Raw genomic sequence first — 18,910 nt, forward strand, 5'->3', positions numbered from 1 at the left:
ATTTGGTGCGCCAACGCCAAGGCGTAGCGAGCGGCCTCAGGGCTAGGCGCGGGTGCCGACGCACCGGAACGTAGCAGCGCTACGTGAGGATGCGGAGGTCGGGACCCGCAACGACGGCCTGAGGTCGCGCAGTAGCCGTTTAGATATCAAACAACAAACGAGCCGGATCTTCGAGGGCTTCCTTCATGGTGACCAAGCCCAACACCGCTTCGCGGCCGTCAATGATGCGGTGGTCATACGACATGGCCAGATAGTTGATCGGGCGCACCACCACTTGACCGTTTTCAACGACAGCGCGGTCCTTGGTCGCATGCACGCCCAGGATGGCCGACTGAGGCGGGTTGATGATGGGGGTCGACAGCATGGAGCCGAAGGTGCCGCCATTGGAGATGGAGAAGGTACCGCCGGTCAGGTCGTCCAGCGAGATCTTGCCTTCCTTGGCCTTCTGGCCGAACTCGGCGATCTTCTTCTCGATGTCGGCGAAGCTCAGCTGGTCGGCATTGCGAATGATGGGCACCACCAGGCCGCGCGGCGAACCGACGGCGATGCCGATGTCGAAGTAACCGTGGTAGACGATGTCATTGCCATCGACCGAGGCGTTCAGCACCGGGTACTTCTTCAACGCAGCGACCGCGGCCTTGACGAAGAAGCTCATGAAGCCCAGCTTGACGCCGTGTTCCTTCTCGAACTTTTCCTGGAACTTCTTGCGCATCTCCATCACCGGCGCCATGTTCACTTCGTTGAACGTGGTCAGGATGGCATTGGTCGCTTGCGATTGCAGCAGACGCTCGGCAACGCGGGCGCGCAGGCGGGTCATGGGCACGCGCTGCTCGGGGCGATCACCCAAGTTCTGCGCCAGGGGAGCAGCCACCGCAGGCAGGGGCTTGGCAACCGAAGGAGCGGCAGCCACGGCCACAGGAGCCGCCACAGCGGCCGGCTTGGTGCCAGCGGCCAGTGCGTCGCCCTTGGTGACACGGCCGTCCTTGCCGGAGCCGGCCACGTCGGTGGCGGCCAGGCCCTTCTCGGCCAGGATCTTGGCGGCGGCCGGCATGGCCACATCACCCTTGGCGCCACCCGTGGCGGCGGCGGTGGCCGCTGCTGCTGGAGCAGCAGCGGCCACCACGGCCTTCACTTCCAGCGGGCTGGCTTGGGCCGTGCCATCGGTGTCGATGCGGGCGATGACTTCTTCGCTGACCACGCTCTCACCGTCGTTCTTGACGATCTGGGCCATCACACCGGCGCTCGGCGCGGGCACTTCAAGCACGACCTTGTCGGTCTCGATTTCCACCAGGATTTCATCGATGGCGACAGCTTGGCCGGGCTTCTTCTTCCAGGTCAGCAGCGTGCCTTCGGCGACGGATTCAGACAGCTGGGGGACTTTGACTTCAACGATTGCCATGATCTGTGTTCTTTCAACGTGTTCGCGGAGCTGAGGCGCCGTCTTGCGGCGGCATCAACAACAACTTCAAGGGCGGCAAAAAGCGGGCGCTGTCTTGGCAGACGCCCGCTTGGCCCTTCTTACTTGGTGAGGATGAAACCCTTGAGCTTGCCGAAGGCCTGATCCAGCAGCGACTTCTGTTGCTCCTGGTGCAGATGCGCGTAGCCACAAGCCGGCGAAGCCGAAGCGGGGCGACCCGCATAGCCCAGCTTCTGACCGTCAGCCATGTTCTCGTGCACATAGTGCTGCACGAAGAACCAAGCGCCTTGGTTCTGGGGCTCGTCCTGGCACCACACCAGCTCGGTCGCACCGGGGTACTTCTTGATCTCGGCGGCAAAGGCTTTGTGCGGGAAGGGGTAGAGCTGCTCGACGCGGATGATGGCCACGTCGGCGGACTTCTTTTCTTCGCGCTTGCGCACCAGGTCGTAATAGACCTTGCCCGAGCAGACGATCACGCGCTTGACCTTGTCGGCGCTGATCGAAGCGTCCTGCTCACCGATCACGGTGCGGAACTCACCCTTGGTGAATTCGCTCAACGCCGAGGTCGCATCCTTGGCGCGCAGCAGGCTCTTGGGCGTCATGATCACCAAAGGCTTGCGGAACATGCGCAGCATCTGACGACGCAAGACGTGGAAGATCTGGCTGGCCGTGGTCGGCTGGACGATCTGCATATTGTTGTCCGCGGCCAGCTGCATGAAGCGTTCCAGGCGCGCAGAGCTGTGCTCGGGGCCTTGGCCTTCATAGCCGTGCGGCAGCATCATCACCAAGCCATTGGCCCGACCCCACTTCACTTCACCGGAAGCGATGAACTGGTCGATCACCACTTGAGCGCCGTTGACGAAGTCGCCAAACTGAGCTTCCCAGATCGTCAGCGAGTTGGGTTCGGCAGCGGCATAGCCGTACTCGAAACCCAAGACTGCTTCTTCGCTGAGGATGGAGTCGATCACCACGAAGGGAGCTTGTCCTTCGGCCACGTTCTGCAGCGGGATGTAGGCACCCTCATCCCAGTTGCTGCGATTCTGGTCGTGAATGACCGAGTGGCGGTGGGTGAAGGTGCCGCGACCCGCGTCTTCGCCCGACAGGCGGATCGGGTAGCCGCTGGCCACCAGGGAGGCGAAGGCCATGCTCTCGCCCATGCCCCAGTCCACATTGATCTCACCCCGGCCCATGGCCGCGCGATCGGCGTACAGCTTTTGCACCAGGTTGTGAGCGACCAGGTCCTTGGGCAGCGTGGTCAACTTGTCAGCCAAGCGCTTCCACTCGGACACCGGCAGCGCGGTATCGCAGCTGTCGGTCCACTTCTTGCCGAGGAAAGGCGACCAGTCGGTGGCGTACTTGCTCTTGAAGTTGGTCAGCACCGGATCCACGGTGTGGCGGCCTTCGTCCATGGCGGCACGGTAGGCCTTGACCATTTGATCAGCACCGGCAGCATCGACCACGTTCTGTGCGGCCAGCTTGTCGGCGTAGACCTTGCGGGTACCCGGGTGGACCGCGATCTTCTTGTACATCAGGGGCTGGGTCAGAGAGGGGGTGTCCTGCTCGTTGTGGCCCAACTTGCGGTAGCAGACGATGTCCAGTACCACGTCCTTGCGGAACTCGGCGCGGTAGTCCATGGCCAGTTGCATGGCCCACACCACCGCTTCCGGATCGTCGCCGTTCACATGCAGCACCGGCGCTTCGATCATCTTGACGACGTCGGTGCAATAGGCCGTGGAACGCAGGTCACGCGGATCGCTGGTGGTGAAACCGATCTGGTTGTTGATGACGATGTGCACCGTGCCGCCCGTGCCGTAGCCGCGGGTCTGGGCCATGCACAAGGTTTCCTGGACCACGCCCTGACCACCGAAAGCCGCATCGCCGTGCACCAGCACCGGCAAGACTTGGCTGCCGTTCTTGTCACCGCGACGCTCCTGGCGGGCACGCACGCTGCCCTCGACCACCGGGTTGACGATTTCCAGGTGCGAGGGGTTGAAGGACAGCGACAGGTGGACCGGGCCACCCTTGGTGCTCACATCGGAGCTGAAGCCTTGGTGGTACTTCACGTCACCCGCTGGCAGGTCTTCGGCAGCCTTGTGTTCGAACTCGGCGAACAGGTCGGCCGGCATCTTGCCCAGGGTGTTGACCAGCACGTTCAGGCGGCCGCGGTGGGCCATGCCGATCACGATTTCCTGCACGCCACGTTGGCCGGCGCGCTGGATCAGTTCGTCCATGGCGGCGATGAAACTCTCGCCGCCTTCCAGCGAGAAGCGCTTCTGGCCAACGTACTTGGTGTGCAGATAGCGTTCCAGGCCTTCGGCGGCGGTCAGGCGGTCGAGGATGTGGCGTTTTTCTTCGGCGGTGAAAGTGGGCTTGCCGCGCGACTTTTCCAGGCGCTCTTGCCACCAGCGCTTTTCGCCGGGGTCGGTGCAGTGCATGAATTCGGAACCGACCGAGCTGCAGTAGGTTTCGCGCAGTGCTTGCACGATTTGACGCAGGCTCATCGTCTCGCCACCAAAGTAGGTGTTGGAGGCCGAGAAGCTGATGTCCATATCGGACTCGGTCAGATCGTAAAACGCCGGATCGAGTTCGGGAATTTTGGGGCGCTCTGCGCGCTTGAGCGGGTCAAGCTCGGCCCAGCGGTTGCCGAGGAAGCGGTAAGCGGCGATCAGGCTCTGCACATGCACCTGCTTGTGCGCAACGGCCAGGTCGGCGCTCGAAGCCTTGGCGGCAAAGGCATTGGCCTTGGCGCGTTGAGCGAAAGATTCGATCACCGGCGCATGCGGGACATCGCGTCCTTCGCCGCCATCGGTGGCGGGCACATGCTGAAGCGCGTCAAAGTACGCACGCCAGTTGTCGGGCACGGAGCCCGGGTTGTCGAGGTAAGCCTCGTACATCTCTTCGACATAGGGCGCATTGCCCCCGAACAGGTATGAATTGGACCTGTATTGCTGCATCATCTTCGCTCACCTCTAGCCCCGGCTTCCAGGGATTTGGCTGGTTGATAAACCTTCCGCGACACGGCTCGACCGGTTGGCGGATTGCGACCCACCTTCGCTGTTGCCAGGAAAAGGGACGGGAAGGACCTGAAGTCTCAAGGGCGCGACTTTAACACCCTTGGTTTCCTTCCACCCCCGAATTACGCGGGAGTTACCGCAACCGCCAAGCTCGCAGACCTTCGGCTGTATCGGCTTCCCCACGCAGAAATTGAGGCTTTGCGCACGGATGTCGATCGCCCGCCGCGTCGGCTTGCCTGCTCTTCTTTCACACGAAACTGAGCTACCGGTGGCCAAAACAAGGCCAAGCACGCCAAGCAAACGTTTGCGAATCGTTCTCGATTGGCGCTAGACTCAACGCTGCGCGCCGCGGCCCCGCGATTGAATGGCACGGCGTCGGGACAAAGATCAGGAGATCCCATGCAAGTTCGCGTCGTTGACTACCGGGCGGCCGATGCGGCCGAAGCCTTCACCCGTTCCCTGCACGAAACCGGCTTCGGCGTGCTGGTCAACCACCCCATTCAGCAAGAGTTGGTCGAGAAGATTTACACCGATTGGCTGGCCTTCTTCAACACCGAAGAAAAACACCAATTCACCTTTTCCAAGGAAAAGCAGGACGGTTACTTCTCCACCGAAATCTCCGAGACGGCCAAGGGCGCGAGCCAGAAGGACATCAAGGAGTATTTCCATGTCTACCCTTGGGGTCGTGTGCCCGCTTCGCTGAAGGCGGATGCGGACAGCTACTACGTGAAGGCCAACACCTTGGCGCAGGAGCTTTTGGGCTGGGTGGAACGCTATACGCCGCACGAGATTGCTCAACATTACAGCGAGCCGCTCTCGCACATGATCCAGGACAGCCAGCAAACCCTGCTGCGTGTGCTGCGCTACCCGCCCCTGACCGGCCAAGAACCGGCTGGCTCGATCCGCGCCGCGGCCCATGGCGATATCAATCTGCTGACCATCCTGCCCGCAGCCAACGAGCCGGGCCTGCAGGTGCAAGACATGAACGGCAACTGGATCGATGTGCCCTGCGACTTCGGCATGCTGATCATCAATATCGGCGACATGCTGCAGGAAGCCTCGCGCGGCTACTACCCCTCGACCCAGCACCGGGTGGTCAACCCCACGGGCGACGGCGCCAAGAAGAGCCGCATCTCCCTGCCCCTGTTCCTGCACCCGCGCAACGAGGTGGTGCTGAGCGAGCGCTACACCGCCCACAGCTATCTGCAGGAGCGCCTGCGCGAACTGGGCGTCAAGGCCTGAGACCGGGCGGCGCCACAATCGCGCCATGCCCGGCCCCGCCATCATCGAGATCCACCCCGAAGCGCCGCCCAAGCCGGCGCGAGGGCTGCCCTGCAATGGCTGCGGCCTGTGCTGCTTGAGCGAGCCCTGCCCGATCGGTGTGTTGGTCAGCCGAAAGCGCCAAGGGCGCTGCAATGCCCTGCGCTGGTCCGCTGAAGAGCGCCGCTATGTTTGCGGCATGCTGAGCACGCCTTGGCGACATCTGGGCGCTACTCGCCCCTGGGCCAATGATGCTGCGCGCCGCCGCAATCGCCTGCTGGCCCGGCTGTGCCGGCGCTGGATCGCCGCAGGCGTCGGGTGCGATGCCGATCTTGAAGCCGAGGCCGCGCCGACATCCGGGCAAGCCACTACGAACGAGTCGGAACAGCAGGGCTAGCATGCGCGCTGAAACCGGCCCACCACCATCCCGTGTGGGCCGTGCTCGAAACTCGACAGGAGTATTCCTTGAAGCATGCACGCAAGCCCCTGAGCCAGCGCAGCACCTCGGCGCTGTTCGGCAGTTCCGCCCTGACCTTGGCCCTGACCTTCAGCGGCCTGATGAGTCTGCATAGCGCAATCCAGGCCGCACCGCTCCGCTGGGCTGCCCAGAATGACATCCAGACCCTGGACCCGCACTCGCAGAACCACTCGACCACCACCAACATCACCGGTTATGCCTACGAAGGCTTGACCCGCTACAACGAAAAGTTCCAGCCCGAGCCCTCCCTGGCCAGCAAGTGGACGCAGATCAGCCCGACACAGATCCGCTTTGAATTGCGCCGCGGCGTCAAGTTCCATGACGGCACGCCTTTCACGGCGGACGATGTGGTCTTCTCGCTGGCTCGCATTCGCCAACCTCAGGCCAATATGCAGATCTTCGTCAGCGGCATCAAAGAGGCGAAGAAGATCGACGACCACACCGTCGACCTGATGCTCGACGGCCCCAACCCGGTGCTGCTGCGCAACCTGACCAACTTCCGAATCATGAGCAAGGCTTGGGCGGAGAAGAACAAGTCGGTCAACCCGCAGGACTACAAGGCCAAGGAAGACACCTTTGCCTCGCGCAATGCCATGGGCACCGGCCCCTACCGCATCACGGCGTGGCAGCCCGACCAACGCATCAGCATGGTGGCCAACAAGGACTGGTGGGACACGAACAAGGGCAATGTCACCGAGATCAGCTATCTGCCGATCAAGAGCGATGCCACCCGCGTGGCCGCCCTGCTCTCCGGCGATGTGGACCTGCTGACCGACCTGCCCACCCAAGACGTCGCCAAGCTCAAGGCCGACCCCAAGCTCAAGGTCCTGGACGGCCCCGAGAATCGCACCATCTTCTTCGCCATGGACGAGAGCAGCGACGAGCTGCGCGGTTCCAACATCAAGGGCAAGAACCCCTTCAAGGACCGCCGCGTGCGCGAGGCGCTGAACCTGGCCATCGACCGCGAAGCGATCCGCCGCAGCCTGATGCGCGGCCTGTCGGTGCCGGCCGCCATCATGGTGGCGCCCGGCGTCAACGGCCACACGCCCGATATCGACCAGCCGCTCAAGGCGGATATTGAAAAGGCCAAGAAGCTGCTGGCCGAAGCCGGCTATGCCGATGGCTTCGAGGTGCCGCTGAACTGCCCGAATGATCGCTACGTCAACGACGAAGAGATCTGCCAGGCTGCGGTGGCCATGTGGGCCAAGATCGGCGTCAAGGCCAAGCTCAGTGCCCAACCCATGTCGCAGCACTCGGTGCTGCTGCAGAAATACGAATCGCCCTTCTACCTTTACGGCTGGGGCGTGCCGACCTTTGACGGCCAGTACACCCTGCAGGACATCGTCCACACCAAGACCTCGGGCGTGGACGGCAAAGGCAACTACTCCCGGGTCAGCGATGCCAAGATCGACCAGCTGGTCCAGGCCATGAAGACCGAAAACGATGTGGCCAAGCGCAACGGCATGATCCGCGAAGCGCTGCTGCGGGTGCGCGATGAGTACCTCTTCATCCCCATCCACCACCAGGTCCGCCCCTGGGCCATGCGCAGCAATGTCGACACCTTGCACCGTGCGGACGACAAACCCGAAGCGCGCTTCACGACGCTGAAGTAAAGCGCAAGCGCACCGCCATCTCAAACCAGCCACCCTTCGCGGTGGCTTTTTTTTGGCCGGACCGATCTGTGGCGAGGTCTGCAATTCCCCTCATATGGAAGGCTGGAATCCAGGCGCAAGATCTCGTCATTCGCACAATTTCGGAGTCCATCGTGCACAAGAGTCCCACCCCGATCTACAAGTCGCTTTACGCCCAAGTCATCACTGCCATCGTCATCGGCGTCTTGCTCGGCCATTTCTACCCAGAGAGCGGCGCGGCCATGAAGCCTCTGGGCGACGGCTTCATCAAGCTGATCAAGATGATCATCGCGCCCATCATCTTCTGCACCGTGGTGGTGGGCATCGCCGGCATGGAAGACATGAAGAAGGTCGGCAAGACCGGCGGCCTGGCCCTGCTCTACTTCGAAATCGTCTCGAGCTTGGCGCTGGTCATCGGACTGGTGGTCGTCAACCTGCTACAACCGGGCGTGGGCATGAATGTCGACCCGGCCCATCTGGACACCAAGGGCATCGCCGCCTACACCGGTCCGGGCAAGATGCAGACCACCACCGAGTTCCTGCTCGCCATCATCCCCAGCACCGTGGTCGATGCCTTCGCCAAGGGCGAGATGCTGCAAGTGCTGCTGATTGCCCTGCTATTCGGCTTTGCCCTGCACCGTTTCGGCGGCCGCGGCACCCTGGTCTTCGATCTGATCGAGAAGACCTCGCATGTGCTGTTCGTGATCGTTGGCTACATCATGAAGCTGGCCCCGATCGGTGCCTTCGGAGCCATGTCCTTCACCATTGGCAAATACGGCCTGGGCTCTCTGCTGCAACTGGCCAAGCTGATGGGCAGCTTCTACCTGACCTGCCTGCTCTTCATCTTTGTGGTGCTGGGCGCCATCGCCCGCTTCCACGGCTTTTCCATCCTGAAGTTCATCAAGTACATCAAGGAAGAGTTGCTGATCGTGCTGGGCACCTCCTCGTCGGAATCGGTGCTGCCGCGCATGATGGCCAAGATGGAAAACCTGGGCGCCAAGAAGTCCACCGTCGGCCTGGTCATCCCGACTGGCTACTCCTTCAACCTCGACGGCACCTCCATCTACCTGACCATGGCCGCCGTCTTCATCGCCCAAGCCACCAACACGCCGATGTCGCTGACCCAGCAGCTGACCTTGCTGGCCGTGCTGCTGTTGACCTCCAAAGGCGCGGCCGGCGTGACCGGCTCGGGCTTCATCGTGCTGGCGGCCACCTTGAGCGCCGTGGGCGGCGTGCCCGTGGCAGGCCTGGCCCTGATACTCGGCATCGACCGTTTCATGAGCGAAGCCCGCGCGCTGACCAACTTGATCGGCAACGGCGTCGCCACCCTGGTGGTCGCCAAATGGACCGGCGACCTCGATGTGGAGCGCATGCAGCGCCACCTCAACAACGAAACCGATCTCGAAGCCGAAGCACCTGAACAGGTGCTGGACCGAGTCAACAGCCAACTCAAGACCTGAAGGCGATGCTGAAATGAGAACAGCCCCGGCGCTTGCGCGACCGAGGCTGTTTTTTCTAGCGGTCAGCGGCCTGCAAAGCCCGCCTCGACGACGCTCAGCTCAAGCTCAAGCGCTTGCGTGCCGCCTGGTACTCGCTCGCCAATCGGGCCACCAGCTCGGCCGCAGGCACCACGGCGCGGATGGCACCGATGCCCTGGCCACAGCCCCAGATGTCTTTCCAGGCCTTGCCGCCGGCGCTGCCACCGAAGTTCATCGCACTGGGGTCGCTTTCGGGCAGGTGATCCGGGTCCATGCCGGCCTTGACGATGGAGCCGCGCAGGTAGTTGCCGTGTACGCCGGTGAAGAGGTTGCTGTAGACGATGTCGTCGCTGTTGCTGTCGACAATCATCTGCTTGTAGTCCTCGGCGGCGCGGGCCTCTTCGGTGGCGATGAAGGCCGAGCCGATATAGGCCAGATCCGCACCCATGGCCTGGGCGGCCAGCACCGCGTCGCCGCTGGCGATGGAGCCAGACAGTGCCACCGGACCCTGGAACCACTCCCGGATTTCCTGGATCAGCGCGAAGGGGCTCTTGACGCCCGCATGGCCGCCAGCACCGGCCGCGACGGCGATCAGGCCGTCGGCGCCCTTCTCGATCGCCTTCTTGGCGAATTTGTTGTTGATGACGTCGTGCAGCACGATGCCGCCCCAGGCGTGCACGGCCTGGTTGACATCCTCGCGCGCGCCCAGCGAGGTGATGATGATGGGCACCTTGTACTTGGCGCACACCGCCATATCGTGCTCGAGCCGTTCATTGCTCTTGTGCACGATCTGGTTGATGGCGAAAGGCGCCGCCGGCTTGTCCGGGTTGGCGCGGTTGTAGGCCGCCAGTTCAGTGGTGATTTCGTTCAGCCATTCATCGAGCAGCTCGGCCGGCCGGGCATTGAGCGCCGGCATGGAGCCGACGATGCCGGCCTTGCACTGCGCGATCACCAGCTTGGGGTTGCTGATGATGAACAGAGGCGAGCCGATGATGGGCAGCGGCAGCTGCTTCAGGATCTCAGGGAGTGCCATCGTGCCGCGCCCGATCAGAAGGCGTCCAGGGCCAGGGCGGTGACGCTGTCGGCGCCCTCGACGATGGCATCGCGCGTGCCACCGGCACGGCTCAGGATGTGCTCCGCATAGAAGCGCGCGGTGGCGATCTTGGCCGACATGAAAGCGGCGTCTTCACCGTCGGCCAGCTTGTCCTCGGCCACCAGCAGCGAGCGCGCCAGCTGCCAGCCGGCGACCAGATTGCCGGCCAGCATCAGATAGGGCACGGAGCCGGCATAGGTCGCATTCGGGTTGCTGCGGGCATTGGCAGCGATGAAGTTCACCACATCGACAAAGGCCAGGCGGGCCGCGGTCAGGCGCTTTTGCACCGCGCGGGCGGCGGCGCTGTCGCTTGTGAGCAGCTGCGCTTCGGTGGCCTCGACCATGGCCGCGATGGAGCGGGCAAAGGCGCCGCCGTCGCGTGCGGTCTTGCGGCCGACCAGGTCATTGGCCTGGATGGCGGTCGTGCCTTCGTAAATCGTCAGGATCTTGGCATCGCGGTAATGCTGGGCGGCGCCGGTTTCCTCGATGAAACCCATGCCGCCGTGCACCTGCACGCCCAGGTCGGTAACCTCCAGGCTCATCTCGGTGCTGTAGCCCTTGACCAGGGGCACGAGGAATTCGTAGAAGGCTTGGCTTTGCTTGCGGATCTCAGCATCGGCATGGTGGTGCGCCGCGTCGTAGGCCGCGGCAGCCACGCTGGACATGGCGCGGCAACCCTCGGTCAGGGCGCGCATGGTCATCAGCATGCGGCGCACATCGGGGTGATGAATGATGGCGCCGGCACCCGGCAGCGAGCCGTCCACCGGGCGCGACTGCACGCGATCGCGGGCGAAGCTGGCGGCCTTTTGGTAGGCGCGCTCGGCCACGGCGATGCCCTGCACGCCGACGCCGAAGCGGGCTGCATTCATCATGATGAACATGTACTCGAGGCCACGGTTCTCTTCGCCGATCAGCGTGCCGATCGCGCCGCCATGGTCACCGAACTGCAGCACGCAGGTCGGGCTGGCCTTGATGCCCATCTTGTGCTCGATGGACACGCAGTGGGCGTCGTTGCGCGCACCCAGGGAGCCGTCGGCATTGACCAGGAATTTGGGCACCAGGAACAGGCTGATGCCCTTCACGCCTTCTGGCGCGCCGACCACACGGGCCAGCACCAGATGGACGATGTTCTCGGCCATGTCGTGCTCACCGTAGGTGATGAAGATCTTGGTGCCGAAGATCTTGTACGTGCCGTCGCCTTGGGGCTCGGCGCGGGTGCGCACCTGGGCCAGGTCCGAGCCGGCTTGGGGCTCGGTCAGGTTCATGGTGCCGGTCCAGCTGCCGTCGATCAGCTTGGGAATGAAGGTGTTCTTTTGTGCGTCGGAGCCTGCTGTCAGCAGGGCTTCGATGGCGCCATCGGTCAGCAGCGGGCAGAGCGCAAAGCTCAGATTGGCGCTGTTGATCATCTCGCCGCAGGCGGCACCGATGGTCTTGGGCAGGCCCTGGCCGCCAAAATCAGCGGGGTGTTGCAGACCTTGCCAGCCGCCTTCGGCGAACTGCTTGAAGGCCTGCTTGAAGCCGGTGGTGGTGAAGACTTCGCCGTCCTTCCAGTAGGACGGGGCCTTGTCGCCCTCCCAGTTCAGCGGTGCGACCACGTCCTCGTTGAACTTGGCGCACTCTTCCAGCACGGCCTGGGCAGTGTCGATGCCGAAATCGGCGAATGCAGGGATTTGCTCGGTCAGGGCTTGCAGGCCGGCGAGCTCCTGCATATTGAACAGCATGTCCTTAACAGGGGCGCGGTAGGTCATGGTTTTGTCTCCAGCGATCTCAGATTCAGATACAACAAGGGCGCCGCGACCGTGAGTCGGGCGCCCTGGGGCTCACTCGATAGTGGGGGCGAGGCGCGGGCTCAGAGGCTGTTGACCAGCTCCGGCACGGCGGCGAACAGATCGGCTTCCAGGCCGTAGTCGGCCACCGAGAAGATCGGCGCTTCGGCGTCCTTGTTGATCGCGACGATCACCTTGGAATCCTTCATGCCGGCCAGATGCTGGATCGCACCGCTGATGCCGCAGGCGATGTAGAGTTGGGGCGCAACGATCTTGCCGGTCTGGCCGACCTGCCAGTCGTTCGGGGCATAACCGGCATCCACGGCGGCACGCGAGGCGCCCAAGGCTGCACCCAGCTTGTCGGCCAGCGGGGTCAGCACTTCCATGAACTTGTCGTTGGAACCCAGGGCACGGCCACCGGAAACGATGATCTTGGCAGCGGTCAGCTCGGGGCGGTCGCTCTTGGTCACTTCACGGCCGGCGAAGCTGCTCTTGCCGCTGTCGGCAGCGGCAGCCACGGTTTCCACGGCGGCGCTGCCACCTTGAGCGGCTGCGGCGTCAAAACCGGTGGTGCGCACGGTCAGCACCTTGGTGGCATCGCTGCTTTGCACGGTGGCAATCGCGTTGCCGGCGTAGATGGGGCGCTCGAAGGTGTCGGCGCTGATGACCTTGGTGACATCGCTCAGCTGGGCCACGTCCAGCAAGGCGGCCACGCGCGGCGCGACGTTCTTGCCCGAAGCGGTGGCCGGGAACAGGATGTGGCTGTAGCCGCCGGCCATCGCCAGCACCTGGGCGGCCAGGTTTTCGGCCAGGCCGTTTTCCAGCGCGGCGGAGTCGGCGTGCAGCACCTTGCTCACACCAGCGATCTGGGCCGCAGCAGCGGCAGCGGCGCCGGCATTGAAACCAGCCACCAGCACATGGACGTCGCCACCAGCAGCCAATGCCGCGGTCACGGTGTTCAGCGTCGCGCCCTTGATGGAGGCGTTGTCGTGTTCAGCAATCACGAGAGCAGTCATTGTGTTTTCTCCGAATTCTTCTGATCTGGGTTCAGCCAATGACCTTGGCTTCGTTCTTCAGCTTGTCAACCAGGGCGGCCACATCGGCCACCTTGATGCCGGCGCTGCGCTTGGGCGGCTCTTCGACCTTGAGGGTCTTGATGCGCGGGCTCACGTCCACGCCCAGATCGGCCGGTTTGACGATGTCCAGCTGCTTCTTCTTGGCCTTCATGATGTTGGGCAGGGTGACGTAGCGCGGCTCGTTCAGGCGCAGGTCGGTGGTGATGACGGCCGGCAGGCTCAGCTTCACGGTTTCCAGGCCACCGTCGACTTCACGGGTCACGGACACAGCGCCATCGGCCACTTCCACCTTGCTGGCGAACGTGCCTTGCGGCAGGCCGGTCAGGGCCGCCAGCATCTGGCCGGTCTGGTTGCAGTCGTCGTCAATCGCCTGCTTGCCCAGGATGACCAGCTGGGGTTGCTCCTTGTCGACCAGGGCTTTGAGGATCTTGGCCACGGCCAGGGGCTGCAGTTCCGCGTCGGTCTCGACCAGGATGGCGCGGTCCGCGCCGATGGCCATGGCGGTGCGCAGGGTTTCCTGGCACTGGGTGACACCGCAGGACACCGCGATCACCTCGGTGACCACGCCCTTTTCCTTCAGGCGCACGGCTTCTTCGATGGCGATCTCGTCGAAGGGGTTCATCGACATCTTGACGTTGGCGGTGTCCACACCGCTGCCGTCGCTCTTGACGCGCACCTTGACGTTGTAGTCGACCACGCGTTTGACTGGGACCAAGACCTTCATCGATTACTCCAAGGCTAATTGACGTTAACGTTAATCAGATTCTAAGGGGGCCACCCGAAGGCGGTTGGGGCATCTTTGCCAACATCGGGGATGCAGCCAAAAAAGCACGATCGTTCCATTCTAAGCATGAAGCCAGAGTCGCGTCAGGCTGCCGCTAGACTGCAGCCCCCAATGAGCATGAGCAGCACCCCTCCCCTCGCCGCGGCACGTTCGCCCGCGGCCACCATCGGCGTTTTCGATTCCGGCGTCGGCGGCCTGACCGTGCTGCGTGCCCTGCAGCAAGCGCTGCCCCAGGCGGCTCTGCACTATGTGGCCGACGCCGCCCACGCGCCCTACGGCCCGCGCAGCCCTGACTTCATCCGCGAGCGCAGCCAGCGCCTGGCCGACTACCTGGTGAGCCAGGGCGCAGGCATGCTGGTGGTCGCCTGCAACACCGCCACGGCGCACGCCATCGCCACGTTACGCCAACGCTGGCCCGAACTGCCCATCGTCGGCACTGAGCCCGGCATCAAGCCGGCGGTTGCGGCCAGCCTGGCACGCACAAACAGCCAGCGAGGCTCACGGATCGGCGTGCTTGCCACCGTGGCCACCATCGCCAGCGCGCGCTACCAGGACTTGATCAGCCGTCATGCCGAGGGCATTGAGGTGTTCAGCCAGCCCTGCCCCGGCCTGGTCGACCTGATCGAACGGGGACAGCTGGACACGCCCGAGCTTCACGCCCTGCTGGACCGGCTTTGCCAGCCCCTGCGCGAGGCCGGCGTGGACACGGTACTGATGGGCTGCACCCACTACCCGCTGGTGCAGCCAGCCCTGCAGCGCGCCCTCGGGCCACAGGTGCAGCTGCTCAATATCGAAACCGCCGTGGCCCAGCGCGCGGCAGCCTTGTGGGGCAGGCAGGCAGAGGCGCGCAGCAGCCAGCCCGTTCTGCGGCTGGAAACCACCGGCGAGGCCGCCCGGCTGCAGGATTTTGTGCGCGAGGTCCTGGCCTGGCCAACCGCGCAAGCCGCCCGCGTGCAGGCTTGAGGGCGGCCTCTTGCAGCACGCCAGGGCGGTCCAGGGCTAGGGCCCCCTACTTCACCTCGCGCGCCAGCTTCAGCATCTGCGAGCTGAGCATCAGGCCGCGCCGCTTGGCCTCGCTGTGGTTGATGCGAAAGGCCATGCCATTGGGCTCCAGCACCAGGGCGATGATGGCGCCGGCCCGAAAGGCCTCGGCGCTGGCGCCGACCACCAGCAAGGGGCTGTCGGCCAAAGCGTCCAGCCAGAGCTGCAGCTCCTGGCGCCCGGCAAAGCCCAACACCAGCACATGGCAGGGCCCCGCCTCGGCCGGCGAGCCCAGCACCAAGACCCGCCCCGCGGCCTGGCCCATGGGCTTTTGCGCCACCACCCGCATGGCGTCTTGCAGCTCGCGGTCGCCCGCCACGCAGTAATTGAACTCGCGGCCCGGCGGTGGCGGTGGCCACTGCGTGAACTGTGCAAAGCGGTAGATGAAAGCGGCCTTGAGCTGCGCCTCCTCCTGGCCGGGATGCGCACGAGCCTCCCCGGCAGCCCACAGCAAGGGCAAGAGCAGGCACAGCCCGCGCCATGAACTCCGCCAGCGCTTCATGATCCCAACCGATGGTTGAACTGCAGGCGCAGCACGCGGCCTTCCTGCCAAAGCGGTGGTGCGCCCACATCGGGCTGGTCGGCATAGCGCAGGCCCGTGAGGTTGCGCAGGCCCAGCGACCATTCGCTGTCAGCGCTTTGGCGCCAAAGCAGGTGCAGATGGTGCAAGGCATGGCCCGGCAGACTGCCGGCCGGCACTTTGCGGCGACTCATGGCCTGGGTCTGCCAGCCCAGCTGCAGGTCATCACGCCAGAGCGGCTGGCTGTAGGCCAGCTTGAACAGGCGGCGCGGCGAATTGTCGAGCTCGACTTCGCTGCCCAGCTCGCGGCTGTACTGCAGCGACAAGCCCATCTGCAAGCGCGCACCGCCATCCCAACGCTTTTCCAAGCCCAGTTCCAGGCCCCGGCTGCGCACACCCTCGCTGTTGATGAAGCTGAGCCCCGTGTCTGGATTCAACACCTGGCTGATCAAGCCCGTCATACGTGCGCGGTAGACAGAGGCGCGGTACTGCAACTGTGGCGTCAGGCGGTGCTCCAGCGCTAGCTCCAAGCTGCGCGTGCGCTCAGCTTCCAGCGCGGGCAAGCCCGGCGCCTGGTTGCTGCGGAATTCGTAGAAATTGGGGGCACGGTAGGCACTGCCCTGCATCAGCTTGAGATTGGCCTCCGGGCTCAGCTGCCAGACCCAGGCCCATCGCGGATTGAGGCGTGCACCGTCGGCCCGGCGGTCGTGGTCCCAACGCAGGCCCAGCACCAAGCGATGCTGGGCGTGAAGCTGCCACTCGTCTTGCACAAACACGCCAAGGCGCTCGGACGCCGAGGTGAAATTCAAATCAGGCGGCAGGCCTCTCGCCCCGAGAGCGATGCGCTGCAGCCGGTCACGCTGCCACTCCAGGCCGCCAAGCACATAGTGCCCGCGCCAGGCAGAGCTACCCAGACGCAGGGCGAATTCATCCCACTGCCCCTCGGACAAGGTCTCCAACTCCAGAGGCGGCCGCTCCGGCTGCTCCAGGGGATCGCGGCGACGGGATTGCAAGACCTTGCTGGAGGCCTCGACGGTCAAATCCCAATCGGCGCCCAGCGCGCCCTCGTAGCCCAGAGCTGCGAACTGGTTGAAGTAGATCGAGCGACCTTGGCCGATGCCCGAGCCCGGGCGCGTCGGGTCCAGCGGCGAGGCATTCCCGCGCACGCGCTCGCTGTGGCCGGCACGGAAGCTCCAGCCCGACATGCTGGCGCGGGCGAGCAGACGGGTGCCATGGTCCCAGTTGTGATCGCGCAGACGATCGACCCATTCGGCAGGCGCCGGGCTGCTCAAAGGTATACGGTCCTGCTGAAAGCCCGAGATCGAGATCCAGCCCTCGGCACCGCTGTCCAGGCGCTGACCGGCACTGGCTTGCCAGCTGCCGCCACGCTGCGAATTGAGCGCCAGGCGGGCGCGCAGGCCGGCCAGCTTGTCGGCCCGCTTGGTCTGCACCTGGATCACACCAAAGAATGCGTTATTGCCATACAAGGCCGAACCCGGCCCGGGCGTGAACTCGACCCGGTCGATCAAATCCACATCGACGTAGAACTCCGGCCCGATCAGGGCGGCGTCGAAGATGTTCTCGTTGACGCGCACCCCGTCGATCATCAAGAGCAGGCGGGCATTGAAATCACCGGGCCGGCCCAGGCCGCGCGCAGCCACGTAAACGAAATTGCCATTGCTGGTGGTGAACAGGCCCGGCAGGCAATTGAGGATGTCGGCCATGCTGCGCAGGCCGTAGGCGCGAATCTCGGCATCGGTGAGCACATAGGTCTGCGCCGGGGCTTGCTGAGTGCTTTGTGCAAAGCGCGAGGCGGTGGACACCTGCACCGCCTGCGGTACAGCCTTGAGCCCCTGGCGCAACAGGTCTTCCAAACCCAGATCCAAGCCGACATTGGCCTCCAAAACCTCGGGCTGCGGGTCTGCGGCATGCGCATTCGCTGAGAGCAGCCCTCCACACAAAGCCGTAGCCACACCGGCCTGGGCGACAGCGCGAGCAGCGCGTTGAGGCCACCCTGCAGGGTGCTCAGCTGCTTGCATGGCTGGCGCGCCGGAAGGTGTTCTTGCCCGCGCGCTTGGCGGCATACATAGCCACATCGGCTGCCACCAACAAATGAGCCGCATCGACCTCATCGGTCGGGCAAAACGCCAAACCGACCGTGGCACCGATGGGCATGAGATGCTCGCCCACGTAGAGCGGCTCGCGTACCGCAGCGATCAGGCGCACGGCCAACTGCTCGGCGGCCGTGTCATTGGGCAATGCCGGCAGGATCAGGCCGAACTCGTCACCGCCCAGGCGGCACAGCACATCGTTGCCGCGCAGGACACGACTCATGCGTCGAGCCACCTCGCGCAGCACCTCGTCACCGGCCTCATGGCCATGTTTGTCATTGACGGTCTTGAAGTTGTCGAGATCGATGAACATCAGGGCCATCAGCTCGACGTTCTGGCAGCTGGCGGCCATGTGCCGCTCCAGCGCTGACTGGAAATACAAGCGATTGGGCAGCTGAGTCAGGGCATCCCGGTGGGCCAGCTGCTCGAATTGCTGGCCGGCCTCCTGCTCTTGGCGCAGGCGCAGATTCAGTTCGGCCTGCGTGGTCTCGACGCGCTGGAGCATCTGGTTGAAACGTTCACTCAGCCGTCCGACCTCATCGGGCCAGTGGACGATGGCGCGACGGGTGAAATCCTGATCCGCAGACACCTGCTCAGCCAAGCGCGACAGTTCCACAATGGGCGCCAATGCTCGGCGCTGAACACGGCGTAGAGCCCGCCAGGCGATGGCGATGGCAACTGCGATCAACAAGGCGGCCGCACTGACCATCTTCAGCACCAGCCGTTGCAGCTCCTGCAAGCTCTCGCGCAAGACCAAGCTGCCGACCCATTCACCCTTGAGCTTCACAGGCACCCAAACCTCCACCTCAGCCAGGCGCATAAAGCGGATGGACTGGGCCTGATCCAGCCCGCTCGGAATGCTGTGCAGCTGCGCAGCAGGGCTGCCGGCCGACCACTGGACAAAAGGTGTCCGGGCAGCGCTCAAAGCTCGCACTTCCAACACTTCGCCACGCCGGACGAAGGCCGCCAGTTCGGCGCTGGCAGCCGCTCGGTCCTCGAAGACCAGCATGGGCGCCAGACTGTTGGCCAGCAACTGGGCGCTGAGCTCTGCGCTGTGGGCCTGCCTTTCCCGGGCTCCCAGCCAGAGCATGGCGGCGATCAGGCCGAAGCTCAACACCATGGCAATGGAAAGGACCTGCAGATTCAGGCGCGTCAGGCGACGCACCAAGGAATACTGAATCTCACCCCGGACGGGTGAGCTGACCGCAACAGCAGCCCCAGCCTTGGCCCCACTGACAGAT

14 protein-coding genes are annotated in these 18,910 nt (G+C 64.1%); 5 read left to right on the forward strand and 9 right to left on the reverse strand.

Features of this window, described 5'->3' with window-relative positions:
- Positions 1-139 precede the first annotated feature (139 nt).
- Both odhB and LNV23_RS10060 read right to left on the reverse strand, forming a co-directional pair.
- Positions 140-1,399, reverse strand: a complete 1,260-nt coding sequence (gene odhB / locus LNV23_RS10055; RefSeq protein ID WP_263562855.1) for a 2-oxoglutarate dehydrogenase complex dihydrolipoyllysine-residue succinyltransferase — start codon at positions 1,397-1,399, stop codon at positions 140-142.
- A gap of 119 nt (positions 1,400-1,518) precedes the next feature.
- Positions 1,519-4,374, reverse strand: coding sequence for a 2-oxoglutarate dehydrogenase E1 component (locus LNV23_RS10060; protein ID WP_263562856.1), 2,856 nt, complete (start codon positions 4,372-4,374; stop codon positions 1,519-1,521).
- A 456-nt stretch (positions 4,375-4,830) separates the two neighbouring features.
- On the opposite strand from LNV23_RS10060, the gene LNV23_RS10065 reads away from it, so the two are divergent.
- The 4 genes from LNV23_RS10065 to LNV23_RS10080 all read left to right on the forward strand — a co-directional run bounded on the left by LNV23_RS10065 (position 4,831) and on the right by LNV23_RS10080 (position 9,260).
- Entirely contained in the window at positions 4,831-5,673 is an 843-nt protein-coding gene (locus tag LNV23_RS10065; RefSeq protein WP_263562857.1) for a 2OG-Fe(II) oxygenase family protein, read from the forward strand.
- A gap of 25 nt (positions 5,674-5,698) precedes the next feature.
- Positions 5,699-6,088 carry a hypothetical protein gene (locus LNV23_RS10070; protein WP_263562858.1) on the forward strand — a complete coding sequence of 130 codons (390 nt, stop codon included), beginning with the start codon at positions 5,699-5,701 and terminating at the stop codon, positions 6,086-6,088.
- Between the two features lie 161 nt (positions 6,089-6,249).
- On the forward strand, positions 6,250-7,782 hold the full coding sequence (locus LNV23_RS10075; protein ID WP_263562911.1) for an ABC transporter substrate-binding protein: 1,533 nt from the start codon (positions 6,250-6,252) through the stop codon (positions 7,780-7,782).
- A gap of 152 nt (positions 7,783-7,934) precedes the next feature.
- The gene (locus LNV23_RS10080) at positions 7,935-9,260 is read left to right on the forward strand and encodes a dicarboxylate/amino acid:cation symporter (protein WP_411910562.1); all 1,326 of its coding nucleotides are present in this window, start codon (positions 7,935-7,937) and stop codon (positions 9,258-9,260) included.
- Positions 9,261-9,354: 94 nt separating this feature from the next.
- Here LNV23_RS10080 and LNV23_RS10085 read toward each other — a convergent pair whose 3' ends face one another.
- From LNV23_RS10085 to LNV23_RS10100, 4 genes are all read right to left on the reverse strand, one after another.
- Positions 9,355-10,311 (reverse strand): NAD(P)H-dependent flavin oxidoreductase, encoded by a 957-nt coding sequence (locus LNV23_RS10085; RefSeq protein ID WP_263562859.1) that lies wholly within the window; start codon positions 10,309-10,311, stop codon positions 9,355-9,357.
- 14 nt (positions 10,312-10,325) lie between these two features.
- The gene (locus tag LNV23_RS10090; RefSeq protein WP_263562860.1) at positions 10,326-12,119 is read right to left on the reverse strand and encodes an acyl-CoA dehydrogenase; all 1,794 of its coding nucleotides are present in this window, start codon (positions 12,117-12,119) and stop codon (positions 10,326-10,328) included.
- A 101-nt stretch (positions 12,120-12,220) separates the two neighbouring features.
- Positions 12,221-13,153, reverse strand: coding sequence for an electron transfer flavoprotein subunit alpha/FixB family protein (locus tag LNV23_RS10095; RefSeq protein WP_263562861.1), 933 nt, complete (start codon positions 13,151-13,153; stop codon positions 12,221-12,223).
- Between the two features lie 31 nt (positions 13,154-13,184).
- Positions 13,185-13,937, reverse strand: a complete 753-nt coding sequence (locus LNV23_RS10100) for an electron transfer flavoprotein subunit beta/FixA family protein (protein WP_263519495.1) — start codon at positions 13,935-13,937, stop codon at positions 13,185-13,187.
- A 177-nt stretch (positions 13,938-14,114) separates the two neighbouring features.
- Between LNV23_RS10100 and murI the strand changes: the two genes are divergently transcribed.
- Positions 14,115-14,960, forward strand: coding sequence for a glutamate racemase (gene murI, locus LNV23_RS10105; RefSeq protein ID WP_263562862.1), 846 nt, complete (start codon positions 14,115-14,117; stop codon positions 14,958-14,960).
- Between the two features lie 46 nt (positions 14,961-15,006).
- On the opposite strand, the gene LNV23_RS10110 is transcribed toward murI, so the two are convergent.
- The 3 genes from LNV23_RS10110 to LNV23_RS10120 form a co-directional block, all read right to left on the reverse strand.
- Positions 15,007-15,540, reverse strand: coding sequence for a YfiR family protein (locus LNV23_RS10110; protein WP_263562863.1), 534 nt, complete (start codon positions 15,538-15,540; stop codon positions 15,007-15,009).
- Positions 15,537-17,444: a TonB-dependent receptor plug domain-containing protein gene (locus LNV23_RS10115; protein WP_263562864.1), complete on the reverse strand. Its 1,908-nt coding sequence runs from the start codon at positions 17,442-17,444 to the stop codon at positions 15,537-15,539. Before LNV23_RS10115 ends, LNV23_RS10110 begins: the two co-directional genes overlap by 4 nt.
- 139 nt (positions 17,445-17,583) lie before the next feature.
- Positions 17,584-18,834 (reverse strand): sensor domain-containing diguanylate cyclase, encoded by a 1,251-nt coding sequence (locus tag LNV23_RS10120; protein ID WP_263562913.1) that lies wholly within the window; start codon positions 18,832-18,834, stop codon positions 17,584-17,586.
- Positions 18,835-18,910: the final 76 nt, after the last annotated feature.

It is taken from the genome of Kinneretia sp. DJ1R-11 (assembly GCF_025717595.1).
In the GTDB taxonomy this organism is placed as follows: Bacteria; Pseudomonadota; Gammaproteobacteria; order Burkholderiales; family Burkholderiaceae_C; genus Paucibacter_A.

Bases quoted from the DNA above. Each gene is read 5' to 3' on its own strand.
- LNV23_RS10070 (WP_263562858.1), top strand. From the start codon at position 5,699: ATGCCCGGCCCCGCCATCATCGAGATCCACCCCGAAGCGCCGCCCAAG.
- murI (WP_263562862.1), top strand. From the start codon at position 14,115: ATGAGCAGCACCCCTCCCCTCGCCGCGGCACGTTCGCCCGCGGCCACC.
- LNV23_RS10100 (WP_263519495.1), bottom strand. From the start codon at position 13,937: ATGAAGGTCTTGGTCCCAGTCAAACGCGTGGTCGACTACAACGTCAAG.
- LNV23_RS10110 (WP_263562863.1), bottom strand. From the start codon at position 15,540: ATGAAGCGCTGGCGGAGTTCATGGCGCGGGCTGTGCCTGCTCTTGCCC.
- LNV23_RS10085 (WP_263562859.1), bottom strand. From the start codon at position 10,311: ATGGCACTCCCTGAGATCCTGAAGCAGCTGCCGCTGCCCATCATCGGC.
- LNV23_RS10095 (WP_263562861.1), bottom strand. From the start codon at position 13,153: ATGACTGCTCTCGTGATTGCTGAACACGACAACGCCTCCATCAAGGGC.
- LNV23_RS10090 (WP_263562860.1), bottom strand. From the start codon at position 12,119: ATGACCTACCGCGCCCCTGTTAAGGACATGCTGTTCAATATGCAGGAG.
- odhB (WP_263562855.1), bottom strand. From the start codon at position 1,399: ATGGCAATCGTTGAAGTCAAAGTCCCCCAGCTGTCTGAATCCGTCGCC.
- LNV23_RS10075 (WP_263562911.1), top strand. From the start codon at position 6,250: ATGAGTCTGCATAGCGCAATCCAGGCCGCACCGCTCCGCTGGGCTGCC.
- LNV23_RS10060 (WP_263562856.1), bottom strand. From the start codon at position 4,374: ATGATGCAGCAATACAGGTCCAATTCATACCTGTTCGGGGGCAATGCG.
- LNV23_RS10065 (WP_263562857.1), top strand. From the start codon at position 4,831: ATGCAAGTTCGCGTCGTTGACTACCGGGCGGCCGATGCGGCCGAAGCC.